This is a genomic window from Rathayibacter iranicus NCPPB 2253 = VKM Ac-1602, assembly GCF_003149025.1.
GTDB classification, from domain to species: domain Bacteria; phylum Actinomycetota; class Actinomycetes; order Actinomycetales; family Microbacteriaceae; genus Rathayibacter; species Rathayibacter iranicus.
Window position 1 is genome coordinate 102,619 of sequence record NZ_QGDV01000006.1, and the last position, 13,758, is coordinate 116,376.

Below are 13,758 nucleotides of genomic sequence, written 5' to 3' on the forward strand. Positions count from 1 at the left end.
AGCGCCTCAGTGGCTCTGGGGAGGGAGCGCGGAAATGACCGGGTGGTCTTTCGCGATCACGCCGACCTTCGCGGCTCCGCCCGGGGAGCCGATCTCGTCGAAGAACTCGACGTTGGCCCTGTAGTAGTCCGACCACTTCTCGGGCAGGTCGTCCTCGTAATAGATGGCCTCGACGGGGCAGACCGGCTCGCAGGCGCCGCAGTCGACGCACTCGTCGGGGTGGATGTAGAGCGAGCGCTCGCCTTCGTAGATGCAGTCGACCGGGCACTCGTCGATGCAGGCACGGTCTTTGACATCGACGCACGGAAGTGCGATCACGTAGGTCACGGTGCTCCAGGTCCCTTCGAACAGTGTCTCTATCGTACGGGGGCGGGCGGTACGGCGGCGTCGGGCACGGCGGCGGGCGCCGGGTCGCGCAGCCGCGGCCACGCGATCACGACGAGGGCGATCAGAGCAGGGAGAAAGGTCCACGCGACACCGAGACCGTTGGCCGGCACGAGCACGGAGCCACCGGCGCTGCGCAGGGCGAGCAGCCCGATCATCCCGAGCAGGCCCATCGCCGTGCAGAACGCCACGAAGCGGTCGATGAGCACGAGCCGCAGACCGAGCAGGAGGAGGAGGACGCCGGCGAGCGCGGCGACGAGACCGATCGGCAGCGGCATCCCCGCGATCGTCACGGTGCTCTGATGCGCGACAGTGGTGATGGCTCCGACGACCGCCCCGAGGAGCACGCCGACCACCCCCGAGAGCGCGCGGGAGCCGAGGGTCGGCCGTTCGAGGACGACCGCGTCGGTGGCCCGGGAATTATCGGCCGGACGGAAACGCTCGATGCGCCCGACAGGGAATGCCGGGCCACTGGAGAGCCGCGCCTCGTCGCCATCGACGACGAGCTGAGTGGCGTGCGCCTGGAGGGCGGCACGTTTGCGGGAGTAATCGGCGGGTGAGAGTTCGATCACGATGTCCTCGGGCAGCGGCGGCGCAGACTCGGGCAGGACGGCGAGGAAGCGGAGGCCGAGCAGCTCGGCGGAGCGTTCCGCGATCCGGGCGGTGCGCACGTGATCGGGATGACCGTAGCCGCCTCCGGCGTCGTAGGAGAGGACGATGCCGGCGTCGACCTGACGGAGGACAGCGACGAGATCGGCGACTTCTTCGTTCTCCGCGGCGGCGGTGAGGGAGTCGGGGTGCACCGGCTCGAGCGGTACGGGCACCCGAGCGGGGCCCCACTGCATCCCGGAGTCGCGGTAGATGCGCGGGGCGAGACCGGGCGCACGGGCGCTGCTCTCGCCGAGGAAGCGGTGATCGGCGACTCCGAGCGCGGTGAGGGCGACGACCAGCTCGGTCGTCCGGTGTGCCGCCAGCTCCGCCGAGCCCTCGAGCGCGCGAAGGTCTTCCGGAATCACCTCGCCGCATTCGCCGCGGGTGGCCGTGACGACAGTGACCGAAGCGCCCTGCGCAACAAGTCGCGCCAGGGTGCCGCCCATGGTGATTGATTCGTCGTCGGGGTGCGCATGCACCGCCACCACCCGCTCGACTGCTGCGTCTCGGCCCGCGTCCACTCTTCGCCTCTCGTCCGGCGTGGCGTACGACGCGCGGCGCTTCTGGACAGCGGCCGCGCGGCACACTACAGTCGACCGAGGTAAGGCAAGGCTTACCGAACCATTCGGGCCCGCCGTCCCGGTCGGCTCGGGGCGGGAGCCGCCCCCTCCTCGTCCACCGTCGACCAAGAGAACACGCGTGCTCGCAAACTACCTCATCGGCCTCCGCGAAGGCCTCGAAGCCGGCCTCGTGATCGGCATTCTCGTGGCGTACCTGACCAAGCTCGGCCGACGCGACGTGCTGCCGAGGCTCTGGATCGGCATCGCCGCTGCCATCGTCATCTCGCTGACGATCGGCGCGATCCTGACCTGGGGTCCGTCCACGCTCTCCTTCCAGGCGCAGGAGATCCTCGGCGGTGGCCTCTCGATCCTTGCGGTCGGACTGGTCACCTGGATGATCTTCTGGATGGGCGCGAACGCCCGCAGCCTCAAGGGAGAACTCGAGTCCAAGCTCGACGGCGCGGTCGCCGGCTCGGCCCTGGGCATCGTCCTCCTCGGCTTCATCAGCGTGGGGCGCGAGGGGATCGAGACGGCCCTGTTCGTCTGGGCGAGCGTCTCTTCGAGCAGCGCAGCCTCCGGCTCTAACGCCTGGGAGGGCACCGTCCACGCACTGCTGGGCATCCTGAGCGCGGTCGTCGTCTCGTACCTGATCTTCCGCGGCTTCGTCCGAATCGACCTCGGGCGCTTCTTCACCTGGACGGGCGGATTTCTCATCCTTGTCGCGGCGGGGGTCCTCTCGTACGGGATCGGCGACCTGCAGGAGGCCGCGCTGCTGCCGGGCTGGGGCGCGCCGCTGTTCTCGCTCGGCCCGATCCTCCCGCCGACCCTCACCGCGGTGGTCGGAGGCCTGTTCAACTACACGCCAGAGCCGACCGCTTTGCAGTTCGCGGCCTGGTTGGTCTACCTCGTCGTCGTCGGCGTGCTCTTTATCCGCCAGGTCCGCCTCCGTGGCCCGGGACGGGGCAGCGCGGCCCCGGTAACCGTCACCACGTCCTCATCCGTCTGATCCGCGCCGCCGCGCAACCGCCCTCGATTCCAGGAGAACCATGTCCGTGAGCGCTCGTCCTGTCCGCCTCCCCCGCGTCACCCTCGGCCTCGCCGGGGCCGGTGCCTTCGCACTGCTTCTCGCGGGATGCGTACCGAACACTGCGGCGTCGTCCTCGGCCGCCGCCCTCGACGTGGCGATCAGCGACGACGCGTGCGAGGTGTCCGCGGCCACGACGGAGGCCGGAGCCGTGCGGTTCTCGCTCACCAACGGTGGCACCGACGTGAACGAGTTCGAGATCCTTGCGGCGGACAAGCTGCGCATCGTCGGCGAGAAGGAGAACGTGACGCCGGGCCAGAGCGTGTCGTACGTGGCGCAGCTCGAGCCGGGCACCTACTACACCGCCTGCAAGTTCCAGCAGGTCGGCGCCCCGGTCGGCATGAGCGAGTTCACCGTCACCGGCGAAGCGACGGCTCAGTCGGCCGACGAGAAGGCGGCAACCGATGCGGCCGTGACCAACTACGTCTCCTACGTGAAGTCGCAGGCCGGTGAGCTGCTTCCCGCCGTGAAAGAGTTCGCGCAGGCCTACGAGTCGGGGGACGACGAGAAGGCACGCGGCCTGTTCGCGTCGACCCGAGTGTTCTACGAGCGGATCGAGCCCACGGCCGAGGCGTTCGGCGACCTCGATCCGAAGATCGACTACCGCGAGGTCGACGCGGTCGCCGAGGGTCTGAACTGGACCGGCTTCCACCGGATCGAAAAGGACCTGTGGCTGCCCGCGGACGGCGCCCTCAACTCCGACGGCACCAGCGCCGTCCTCGACTGGGCGCCCTCCACTCCCGAGCAGCGCGCACAGTTCGGCCAGGGACTCGTGACCGACGTGCAGAGCCTGTACGACCTCGTGAACACACCCAACTTCACGGTCTCGGTCGGCGACATCTCGAACGGCGCCATCGGCCTGCTCGACGAGGTCGCCGCCGGCAAGATCACCGGTGAGGAGGACTGGTGGTCGAGCACCGACCTCACGGACTTCGCCGCCAATGTGCAGGGCGCGGAGGTCGCCTTCGGCAACGTCGAGCCCATCGCAACGGCCCGCGGCACCGAGGGAGCCGACCTGACGACGCAGATCACCCAGCGCTTCGGTGAGCTCGACGCCCTGCTCGCGAAGTACGGCTCGATCGACTCCGGCTTCGTGGCCTACTCGACGCTGACGGCCGAGCAGAAGAAGGAGCTCTCGGACCAGGTCAACGCCCTCTCGGAGCCACTCTCGCAGCTCACCCACACGGTGCTCGGCGTCGAGAAGCCGACCGCATAGTGGCCGACGAGGAGCGCACGGGGCCGTCGCCGGACTCCGAGGGCAAAACGCCCGCCGAGCAGCCCCGCCGCCTCTCGCGACGCGGGCTGCTCGGCCTCGTCTCGGCCGGCACTGCGGGGCTCGCGGCCGGCATCGGAGGGACGCTCGCCCTCTCGAGCGCAACCGCCTCCTCCCCCGTGCGCACCGTGCCGTTCTTCGGCGCGAACCAGGCCGGGATCACGACTGCGGCCCAGGACCGCCTCCACTTCGCGGCCTTCGACCTTGCCGCAGGCACCACCCGAGCCGAGCTGATCGAGCTGCTGCAGGACTGGACGATCGCCGCCTCCCGAATGACGCAGGGACTCGAGGTGGGCGAGACCGGAGCCGTCGATGGGCCGGAGACCGCGCCTCCCGAGGACACCGGCGAAGCACTCGGGCTCGACGCGGCGGCACTGACGATCACCGTCGGCTTCGGCCCGACGCTCTTCGTCGACGGGACCGGTGCCGACCGCTTCGGCCTAGCCGACCGTCGACCCCCACAACTCCAGGCGTTGCCGCGCTTCCGTGGCGACGCGCTCGTGCCCGCGGCGAGCGGAGGCGACCTCTGCATCCAGGCCTGCGCCGACGACCCCCAGGTCGCCGTGCACGCCATTCGCAACCTCAGCCGGATCGCCTTCGGCCGCGCCTCGATCCGCTGGTCACAGCTCGGCTTCGGCCGCACGTCCTCGACCTCGACCGCGCAGGCGACGCCGCGGAACCTCTTCGGCTTCAAGGACGGCACGGCCAACATCAAGTCCGAGGAGGCCGACGCCGTGCAGGAGCAGGTGTGGGTCCCCGACTCCGACGGCCCCGCGTGGCTGGTCGGCGGCAGCTACCTCGTGGCCCGCAAGATCCGGATGATCATCGAGACCTGGGACCGCAGCCAGCTCGGCGAGCAGGAGCGGGTGATCGGCCGCAGCAAGGGCTCCGGCGCACCCCTCTCGGGCGGCGCGGAGTTCGCCGAGCCGGACTTCACCGCGGCTGGCGCCACCGGCGCTCCGCTCATCGATAAGGCGGCGCACGTACGCCTCGCGCACCCGCACGTGAACGGCGAGGCCCGGCTACTGCGGCGCGGCTACAACTTCGTCGATGGCAATGACGAGCTGGGGCGTCTGAACGCGGGACTGTTCTTTCTGTCGTTCCAGCGATCGCCGGAGCAGTTCATCACGGTCCAGCGCAGCCTCGCGAAGGATGCGCTCAACGAGTACGTGAAGCATGTCGGCTCGGCAGTCTTCGCGGTGCCGCCCGGCGTGCGGGATGACAACGATTTTTTCGGCTCGGGGCTTTTCGCCTGAGACGGTCGGCTTGTCTGAGGATATGCGCAGCCGGTCCCAGGCGCGTGAGAGCGTCCTCGCCGGACGTGCAGAGCGGGCGCAGAGGAGGCACTCCTACCCTCGGTCGCGATGTCCGGAAACAGTGCGAAAAGCGGTCTGACCAAGCGCGAGCGTCAAGAGCGCGCCCGAGCCGAAGCGCGGGAGCGCCGGGAGGCCGAGCGGAGGCGACGGAAGCGGAATCGGCTGCTCGGCCAGGGCGGGGCGGTACTCGGCGTTCTCGCGGTCGTGGCGCTGGTCTGTTGGAACGTCTGGTCGCAGCAGGAAGTGGCGAGTGCCGGTCCCGCCAACATGCTCAGCGACGGCATCGTGCTCGCCGGCGACGGGTCGGCCGCGGCCGTGCAGACCACCGCGGCCCTCGCTCCGGAGGCGTCACCCCAGCCGACGGACGAGAGCGGCCCGCGCGCGGCCGGAGTCGCGACCATCGACGTCTATGCCGACTACCTCTGCCCCTATTGCAGCGAGTTTGAGAAGGCGAATGCCGAGCAGCTGCAGAGCTGGCTGACGCAGGGGTCGATCACCCTCGAGTTCCACCCGGTGGCCATCCTCGACGCGTCCTCCGCCGGATCCGCCTACTCCAGCCGCGCCGCGAACACCGCGGCCTGCGTCGCGGACGAGGATCCGGACCGCTTCCTCGCGGTGAATGCGGCACTGTTCGCGCGGCAACCGGCGGAGAGGACGCCAGGGCTGGACGATGACGCACTGCGCTCTCTCGTCGTCGACGCGGGAGTGACGAACGACGCTGTGCGCGCCTGTATCACGAGCGGCGAGTTCCGGCCCTGGGTGGCGGCGGCTACGCAGCGGGCGACGGGTGGACCGCTGCCGAACTCGTCCCTCCCCAAGCTCGCATCGACGCCGACCGTGCTGGTGAACGGGCAGCAGTACACGGGCGCGCCCAATGACGCGTCGGCGTTCGCGACCTTCGTCACCTCGACGCTCGCGGCGGAGTCGCCGGCCCCTGCCGGCTGACGCCCGTCGCCGCTGTTCCCACACGGGAACGGCACAGACGGGAACGGCCGGAGCAGTGCTCCGGCCGTTCCCGTCGTGCAGCGCCCTGACGAGATCAGCCCTGCTTTTTCAGACGGCTCGTCATGCGCGCGCGGGCGTTCGCGTCGAGTTCGACCTTTCGGATGCGGACGACCTCGGGAGTCACCTCGACGCACTCGTCCTCGCGGGCGAACTCCAGGCATTCTTCGAGGGTCAACTGGCGGGACGGCGTCATCGACTCGAAGTTGTCCGCGGTCGACTGACGCATGTTCGTCAGCTTCTTCTCTTTGGTGATGTTGACATCCATGTCGTCGTTGCGCGAGTTCTCGCCGATGACCATGCCCTCGTACACCTCCTCGGTGGGGTTCACGAAGAAGGTCATCCGCTCCTGGAGCGCGATGATCGCGAACGGCGTCACGACGCCCGAGCGGTCGGCCACGATCGAGCCGTTGTTGCGCGTGACGATCGCGCCGGCCCACGGCTCGTAGCCGTGCAGGATCGCGTTCGCGATGCCGGTGCCGCGAGTGGTGGTGAGGAACTCGGTGCGGAAGCCGATCAGCCCGCGGGAGGGAACGATGAACTCCATCCGGACCCAGCCGGTGCCGTGGTTGGACATGCCGTCCATGCGGCCCTTGCGGGCGGCGAGGAGCTGCGTGATCGCGCCGAGGTACTCCTCCGGAGCGTCGATGGTCAGGTGCTCGAAGGGCTCGTGCGTCTTGCCATCGACCTGGCGGGTGACTACCTGGGGCTTGCCGACGGTGAGCTCGAAGCCCTCACGACGCATCTGCTCGACCAGGATCGCCAGCGCAAGTTCGCCGCGGCCCTGAACCTCCCAGGCATCCGGGCGCCCGATGTCGAGAATCTTGAGCGACACGTTTCCGATGAGTTCGCGGTCGAGACGATCCTTGACCATCCGTGCGGTGAGCTTGTGGCCCTTGACCTTGCCGACCAGCGGAGAGGTGTTGGTGCCGATCGTCATCGAGATCGCAGGGTCATCGACCGTGATGGCCGGCAGGGGACGGATGTCTTCAGGGTCGGCGATGGTCTCGCCGATAGTGATCTCGGGGAAGCCCGCGATCGCGACGATGTCGCCGGGGCCGGCCGACTCGGCCGGGTAGCGGTCGAGCGCCTTGGTGATGAGCAGCTCGGTGATGCGGGCGTTGGTGTGCGTGCCGTCGTGGTGGACCCAGGCGACGGTCTGGCCCTTCTTGATGGTGCCGTTGAAGACGCGCAGGAGCGCGAGGCGGCCAAGGAACGGCGAGGCGTCGAGGTTGGTGACGTGAGCCTGGAGGGGGGCATCGTCGTCGTAGGTCGGCGCCGGGATGTGCTTGAGGATCGCTTCGAAGAGCGGCTCGAGGTCTTCGGCGTCGGGCAGCGAGCCGTCTTCTGGCTTGTTCGCGGAGGCGCGGCCGGCCTTGCCGGAGGCGTAGACGACGGGGACGTCGAGGATCGCGTCCAGGTCGAGGTCGGGGACGTCGTCCGCGAGGTCTGAGGCGAGGCCGAGCAGCAGGTCTTGGCTTTCGGCGACGACCTCGTCGATGCGGGCGTCGGGGCGGTCGGTCTTGTTGACCAGCAGGATGACGGGGAGCTTCGCTTCGAGCGCCTTGCGCAGGACGAATCGGGTCTGCGGGAGCGGGCCCTCGGACGCATCCACCAGGAGGCAGACGCCGTCGACCATGGATAGGCCGCGCTCGACCTCGCCGCCGAAGTCGGCGTGGCCCGGGGTGTCGATCACGTTGATGGTGATGGGACCCTCGGTCGCGTGCTTGCCGCTGTAGGAGACTGCGGTGTTCTTCGCGAGGATGGTGATGCCCTTCTCGCGCTCGAGTTCATTCGAGTCCATCGCGCGCTCGTCCACATGGGCGTGCGCATCGAAGGAGTTCGTCTGCTTGAGCATGGCGTCGACCAGCGTGGTCTTGCCGTGGTCGACGTGGGCGACGATCGCGACGTTGCGCAGGTCGGAGCGGGTGGCACTTGCCATGGATACGGACTCGTCTCGTGTTCTCGTGCAGAAAGGGGACTGTCTATCGTACCGCAGCGGAGCGTCCGGACGGCGAAGGGCCCCGGATCCCCGTGCGCGATGTCCTGCGCAGGGGCATCGCGCACGGGCCGGGGCCCGCGGATCAGACCGCGAACTCGATGCCCGCGCCGGGGATGGCGGCCAGGAGTTCGCGGGTGTACTCCTGCTGCGGCGAATCGAACACGGTGTCGGTCGGCGCGTGCTCGACGATCCGCCCCTTCTGCATCACGCAGACGTCGTCGGCGATCACGCGGACCACCGCCAGATCGTGCGTAATGAAGAGGTAGGTGAGCCCGAGCTCGGCCTGCAGATCGGCGAGTAGGCGAAGGATCTGCGCCTGGACCAGCACGTCCAGCGCCGAGACCGCCTCATCGAGCACCACGATCTCGGGCTTGAGCGCGAGCGCGCGCGCGATCGCCACCCGCTGGCGCTGGCCGCCGGAGAGTTCGTTCGGGTACCGGCTCGCGATTACGCGCGGCAGGGACACCTGATCGAGTAATTCGAGGACTCGCTCGCGCTGCGAGGTGCGGTCGCCCACTTTGTGCACGCGCAGCGGCTCCGAAATCGTGTTGCCGATGTTGTGCAGCGGGTCGAGTGAACCGTACGGGTCCTGGAACACGGGCTGCATGGAGCGGCGCAGCGCCAGCATGTCGCGGCCCCTGAGCTTTTCGGTGCGTCGGCCGGCAATCGAGATCGCTCCGGAGGTCGCCGTGTCGAGGCCGAGCACGAGGCGCGCGATGGTCGATTTGCCCGAGCCGGACTCGCCGACGAGCGCCGTAGTAGTGCCCTTCGGAATCGAGAACGAAACGCTGTCGACCGCGGTGAAGTCCTCGGCCTTGAGCCCGCCGCGGCGGATCTTGAAGACCTTGGTCAGGCCGTCGACCTCGATCATTGGTGCGCCGGAGACCACTCCCGCGGCCTGGTGCACGCCCGCGGCGCCGACCAGGTCGACCTCGCGGACGGCAGCGGACTCGCCGGGCACCGCCTCCGTCGCCATGCCCGCGCTGGACTGGATGCGACGCGAGGCTAGGCTCGGCGCAGCCGCGATCAGGCGCTGCGTGTAGGGGTGCTGCGGGTTCTGCAGCACCTCCACCGAGGCCCCGGATTCCACAATCCGGCCCTTGTACATCACGATCAGCTTCTCGGCGCGCTCGGCAGCGAGGCCGAGGTCGTGGGTGATGAAGAGCAGCGCGGTGCCGTCGGTCTTGGTCAGCGTCTCGAGGTGGTCGAGGATGCGGCGCTGGACGGTGACGTCGAGCGCCGACGTGGGCTCGTCGGCGATCAGCAGCTGAGGGGCGGCGGCCAGGCCGATACCGATCAGCACGCGCTGGCGCATACCTCCGGAGAACTGGTGCGGGAACTGCTTGAGCCGCTTCTCGGCGTCGGCGAGGCCCGCGTTCTGCAGCACCTCGATCGCCTTGGCGCGAACCTCCTTGCGGCCGGAAGCGAGTCCGTTGGCCCTGATCGTCTCCTCGACCTGGAAGCCGACCGACCAGACCGGGTTGAGGTTCGACATCGGGTCCTGGGGGACGTAGCCGATACGGCGGCCGCGGATGTCCTCCAGCTCGGTCCTCGTCGCCTTCGCGAGATCCTTACCATCGAAGAGGACGGAGCCGCCCGTGACAGTGCCGGTGCCGGGGAGCAGGCCGATGATCGCCGCGGCGGTCGTCGACTTGCCGGAGCCCGACTCCCCCACGATCGCCACGGTCTGGCCGTGCTCGATGGTGAGGCTCACGCCGCGCAGGGCGGGGACCAGCCCGCTGCCGGTCTGGAAGCCGACCTCGAGGTCGGTGACCGCGAGCAGGGGACCACGCGGGGCGTTCGGTGTGGTGGCGCTCATCGAAGAGCCCTCGCCTTCGGATCGAGCGCGTCGCGGAGCGATTCGCCGAGGAGGATGAAGCTCAGAACCGTCACCGTCAGGGCGATCGACGGGTAGATCAGCGTCTGCGGATTGGTGCGGAGGTCGCGCTGCGCCTGGCTGATGTCGTTGCCCCACGACATGACCGAACCAGGTAGGCCGACGCCCAGGAACGACAGGGTCGCCTCCGCCGTGATGGCCGCACCGAGCGAGATGGTCGTGACGACGATGACGGGAGCGATCGAGTTAGGTAGCACGTGCCGGAACAGGATTGCCATCCGCGAGAGGCCGGTCGCCGTGGCCGCGCCGACGAAGTCGGACTGCTTCACGCGGAGGACCTCGGAGCGCAGCACGCGGGCTGTCGTCGGCCAGGCGAAGGCGCCAATAGCCAGGGCGATCACGAAGACGTTTCGGTGCTCGGAGAAGACGGACATGATGACGACCGCGGCGAGGATGTACGGGATCGAGAAGAAGATATCGCCGAGGCGCATGATGACGGTGTCGACCCAGCCGCCGAAGAAGCCGGCCAGCGCGCCGCCGATGACTCCGGACACGGTGGTGATCATGATCACGATCAGGCCGACGGTCAGCGAGGTCGACGTGCCGTGGATGATCCGCGAGTAGACGTCGCAGCCCTGCTTCGTGTAGCCGAGCACGCTGCCGTCCCCCGGGCCCCGGTTGCTGAACGAGAGTGCGCACTGCCGGGGATCGACCGAGGTAAAAAGGCCGGGGAAGAGCGCGACCGCGATGACCACGAGGATCAGGACACCCGAGATCCAGAACATCGGGCGCGTGCGGAGGTCGCGCCAGGCGTCGGTCCAGAGGTTGCTGGGCTTGTCGTCGAGGCTGACGGCATCAATGGACGCGATCGGCGTCTCCTCGAGCGGTGCCACGAAGTGGTCGATGCGGCGGGCCTTCTGCGCGCCGCCGGGAATGTCAGTGGGCATAGCGGATCCTCGGGTCGAGTACGGCGTAGAGCAGGTCGATGAGGATGTTCACCACGAGGTAGAACAGCACCATGACCGTGACGAAGGAGACGACGGTGGGTCGCTCTCCTCGAATGATCGCCTGGTAGAGCGTGTTCCCAACTCCGGGAACGTTGAAGATGCCCTCGGTCACCGTCGCGCCCACGATCAGGAGGCCGAAGTCGGCTCCGAACTGCGTGGTGACCGGGATGAGCGAGTTGCGCAGGATGTGCACGGGGATCACGCGGCGGCGAGGGAGCCCCTTGCTGTATGCGGTGCGGACGAAATCGGAGCCGGCGGTCTCGATGATCGAGCCGCGGGTCAGGCGGATCGCGGAGGCGACCACGAACAACGCGAGCACGATCGCCGGCAGGAGCAACCTCTGGAACGAAGCATCGGATCCGACCGTCGGCGGGAACCAGCCGAGCTGCACGGCAAAGAACGACTGCGCGATGAAGCAGAGCACGAAGATCGGCACCGAGACGAGAAGGAGGCTGACGACCAGCGCACTCGCGTCGAAGAAGCTGCCCTTGCGCAGACCGCTGATCAGACCGATGGTCAGCGCGAGAACGATCTCGATGATGATCGCCATCATCGCCAACGTCAGGGTCACCGGGAAGGTGCGCGCCAGGATCTCGTTGACCGACTGGCCCGAGAACGAGATGCCGAAGTCGCCGCGGACGACGCCGCCCAGGTAGTAGAGGTACTGGACGAAGAACGGCTCGTTCAGGTGGTACTGCTCCTCCAGGCGGGCGAGGAGGGCGGGGCTCGGAGTCTTGTCGCCGAAGAGCGACAGGAGCGGGTTCCCCGGCATGGAGAAGACCATGAAGTAGATGAGGAACGTGGTGCCGATGAGCACGGGGACGGCTTGCAGAATGCGTCGGACGATGTAAGCGAGCATGTCAGCCCAGCCGGTTCCGGAGTCGCATGGATGGAGACCTCATTCGATTGTGACCGAAACAGGGCGCCCCGCCCGTGCCGCGACCACAAGGCCGATGGCACGGGCGAAGCGCCCCGATGGATCGAGCTTACTTCTTGGTGATCTCGTAGTAGAGCGGCACCGAGTTCCAGCCGAACGCGACGTTCGACACGTTCTCGCTGAAGCCACCGGTCACGTTGGCGTACCAGAGGGGCAGGGACGGGAGGTCCTGGAGAAGGATCTCCTGCGCCTGCTGGAACGTCTGGTTCGCCGAGTCGGCGTTGGCGTCCGAGAGGCCCTTCTGCACGAGGGCGTCGAACTCGGGGTTCGTGTAATCGCCATCGTTCGAGGAGCCGCCGGTCACATACAGCGGGCCGAGGAAGTTGTTCAGGCTCGGGTAGTCGGCCTGCCAGGCGGTGCGGAACGCGGTCTGGATGGAGCGGTCGACGATCTTGGTGCGCGCCTCGGCGAAGGTCGGGTAGGCCTCGCCCGCAGCCTCGATCCCGAGGGTGTTCTTGAGCGAGTTGGTCACCGCGTCGACCCAGCCCTGGTGTCCGCCGTCGGCGTTATAGCCGATGGTGAAGGTGCCATCCCAGGGGCTGATGGCGTCGGCCTGAGCCCAGAGTTCCTTGGCCTTGTCGGGGTTGTACTGGAGCACGTCGGCGCCGGTGAGGGCGTCGCTGTAGCCGTCGATCACCGGGGAGGTGAAGTCGGAGGCGGGGGTGCGGGTGCCCTCGAAGATCACGTCCGTGATCTCCTTGCGGTCAAAGGCCATCGAGATGGCCTGGCGACGGAGCGTGCCCTCTTCACCGCTGAAGTGCGCGAGGCGCCCCGGGATGGTGAAGGACTGGAAGATCGCGGCAGGCTGGTTAACCGCACGATCGCCGAGGTCGTTCTCGAAGGTGCCGAATGCCGAGTCGGGGATCTGGTCGATCACGTCGACGTTGCCGGCGAGCAGGTCGGCGTAGGAGGCGTCCTGGGTGGCGTAGAAGACGATCTTCAGGCCACCGTTCTGGGCCGCACGGGGACCGGTGTAGCCCTCGTTCTTGACCAGGTCGATCTGGACGTCGTGCTGCCAGGCGTTGTCGCCCGCGAGCTTGTACGGGCCGTTGCCGATCGGGCTCTCGCCGAAGGCGGCCATATCTGCGAACGCTGCGGCGGGCAGCGGGTAGAACGCCGAGTAGCCGAGGCTGATCGGGAAGTCCGACTGCGGGGTCTTGAGGGCCACCGTGAAGGTGCTGTCGTCGACGACCTTCAGGCCAGTGAGCTCGCTGTCCTCGGTGTCGCTGAAGCCTTCGATGTTCGCGAAGAAGGAGGAGCTGATCTGCGTGTTCGAGAACTTCGCGCCATAGTTCCAGGCGTCCACGAACGAGCTGGAGGTCACCGGGTCACCGTTGGTGAAGGTCAGGCCCGGCTTGATCGTGATGGTGTAGTTCTGCGCGTCGTCGGACTGGATCGACTCCGCCACATCGTTCTTGGGGGCGCCCTTGGCGTCGAAGTAGACCAGACCGGCGAAGATCTCATCGAGGATCTTCCCGCCGCCGGTCTCGTTGGTGTTGGTCGGGACCAGCGGGTTCTGCGGCTCGGAGCCGTTCGTGGAGATGATCGCGGCGGCGTCGCCTCCCGAAGAACCCCCGCCCGAGTCGTTCGAGCTGCTGCAGCCGGCCAGGACCAGCGCGCTCGCGGCGACGAGCGCCAGAGCCCCGAGTCCGTAACGTCTGATGTTCACTATTCCTCCAGTGGTGGGGGGGCGCGCGAGAAATGA

Annotated in this window: 11 protein-coding genes; 4 read left to right on the forward strand and 7 right to left on the reverse strand. The window is 68.1% G+C overall.

Going from position 1 to position 13,758, the window contains the following annotated elements; translation table 11 throughout:
- Positions 1 to 6 precede the first annotated feature (6 nt).
- Complete coding sequence (fdxA, locus tag B0H03_RS08565; protein ID WP_104264336.1) at positions 7 to 327, reverse strand: ferredoxin; 321 nt, start codon at positions 325 to 327, stop codon at positions 7 to 9.
- Between the two features lie 29 nt (positions 328 to 356).
- The gene (locus B0H03_RS08570; protein WP_104264335.1) at positions 357 to 1,556 is read right to left on the reverse strand and encodes a PIG-L family deacetylase; all 1,200 of its coding nucleotides are present in this window, start codon (positions 1,554 to 1,556) and stop codon (positions 357 to 359) included.
- Between the two features lie 178 nt (positions 1,557 to 1,734).
- On the opposite strand from B0H03_RS08570, the gene efeU reads away from it, so the two are divergent.
- The 4 genes from efeU to B0H03_RS08590 all read left to right on the forward strand — a co-directional run bounded on the left by efeU (position 1,735) and on the right by B0H03_RS08590 (position 6,213).
- On the forward strand, positions 1,735 to 2,601 hold the full coding sequence (gene efeU, locus B0H03_RS08575; protein ID WP_104264334.1) for an iron uptake transporter permease EfeU: 867 nt from the start codon (positions 1,735 to 1,737) through the stop codon (positions 2,599 to 2,601).
- A gap of 40 nt (positions 2,602 to 2,641) precedes the next feature.
- Positions 2,642 to 3,895 (forward strand): iron uptake system protein EfeO, encoded by a 1,254-nt coding sequence (gene efeO / locus B0H03_RS08580; RefSeq protein ID WP_104264333.1) that lies wholly within the window; start codon positions 2,642 to 2,644, stop codon positions 3,893 to 3,895.
- Positions 3,895 to 5,208 carry an iron uptake transporter deferrochelatase/peroxidase subunit gene (gene efeB, locus B0H03_RS08585; protein WP_104264332.1) on the forward strand — a complete coding sequence of 438 codons (1,314 nt, stop codon included), beginning with the start codon at positions 3,895 to 3,897 and terminating at the stop codon, positions 5,206 to 5,208. Before efeO ends, efeB begins: the two co-directional genes overlap by 1 nt.
- Positions 5,209 to 5,316: 108 nt before the next feature.
- The gene (locus tag B0H03_RS08590; RefSeq protein ID WP_104264331.1) at positions 5,317 to 6,213 is read left to right on the forward strand and encodes a DsbA family protein; all 897 of its coding nucleotides are present in this window, start codon (positions 5,317 to 5,319) and stop codon (positions 6,211 to 6,213) included.
- A 94-nt stretch (positions 6,214 to 6,307) separates the two neighbouring features.
- On the opposite strand, the gene typA is transcribed toward B0H03_RS08590, so the two are convergent.
- From typA to B0H03_RS08615, 5 genes are all read right to left on the reverse strand, one after another.
- Positions 6,308 to 8,212 (reverse strand): translational GTPase TypA, encoded by a 1,905-nt coding sequence (gene typA, locus B0H03_RS08595; protein WP_104264330.1) that lies wholly within the window; start codon positions 8,210 to 8,212, stop codon positions 6,308 to 6,310.
- A 142-nt stretch (positions 8,213 to 8,354) separates the two neighbouring features.
- The gene (locus tag B0H03_RS08600) at positions 8,355 to 10,091 is read right to left on the reverse strand and encodes a dipeptide ABC transporter ATP-binding protein (protein WP_104264329.1); all 1,737 of its coding nucleotides are present in this window, start codon (positions 10,089 to 10,091) and stop codon (positions 8,355 to 8,357) included.
- Positions 10,088 to 11,056, reverse strand: coding sequence for an ABC transporter permease (locus B0H03_RS08605; protein WP_104264328.1), 969 nt, complete (start codon positions 11,054 to 11,056; stop codon positions 10,088 to 10,090). Before B0H03_RS08605 ends, B0H03_RS08600 begins: the two co-directional genes overlap by 4 nt.
- Complete coding sequence (locus B0H03_RS08610; RefSeq protein ID WP_104264327.1) at positions 11,046 to 11,975, reverse strand: ABC transporter permease; 930 nt, start codon at positions 11,973 to 11,975, stop codon at positions 11,046 to 11,048. Before B0H03_RS08610 ends, B0H03_RS08605 begins: the two co-directional genes overlap by 11 nt.
- A gap of 127 nt (positions 11,976 to 12,102) precedes the next feature.
- On the reverse strand, positions 12,103 to 13,722 hold the full coding sequence (locus tag B0H03_RS08615; protein ID WP_104264326.1) for a peptide ABC transporter substrate-binding protein: 1,620 nt from the start codon (positions 13,720 to 13,722) through the stop codon (positions 12,103 to 12,105).
- Positions 13,723 to 13,758 lie beyond the last annotated feature (36 nt).

What these genes read in the sequence shown, in the direction of transcription:
- B0H03_RS08600 (WP_104264329.1), bottom strand. Translation starts at nt 10,091, where the DNA reads ATGAGCGCCACCACACCGAACGCCCCGCGTGGTCCCCTGCTCGCGGTC.
- B0H03_RS08610 (WP_104264327.1), bottom strand. Translation starts at nt 11,975, where the DNA reads ATGCTCGCTTACATCGTCCGACGCATTCTGCAAGCCGTCCCCGTGCTC.
- efeO (WP_104264333.1), top strand. Translation starts at nt 2,642, where the DNA reads ATGTCCGTGAGCGCTCGTCCTGTCCGCCTCCCCCGCGTCACCCTCGGC.
- typA (WP_104264330.1), bottom strand. Translation starts at nt 8,212, where the DNA reads ATGGCAAGTGCCACCCGCTCCGACCTGCGCAACGTCGCGATCGTCGCC.
- B0H03_RS08605 (WP_104264328.1), bottom strand. Translation starts at nt 11,056, where the DNA reads ATGCCCACTGACATTCCCGGCGGCGCGCAGAAGGCCCGCCGCATCGAC.
- B0H03_RS08590 (WP_104264331.1), top strand. Translation starts at nt 5,317, where the DNA reads ATGTCCGGAAACAGTGCGAAAAGCGGTCTGACCAAGCGCGAGCGTCAA.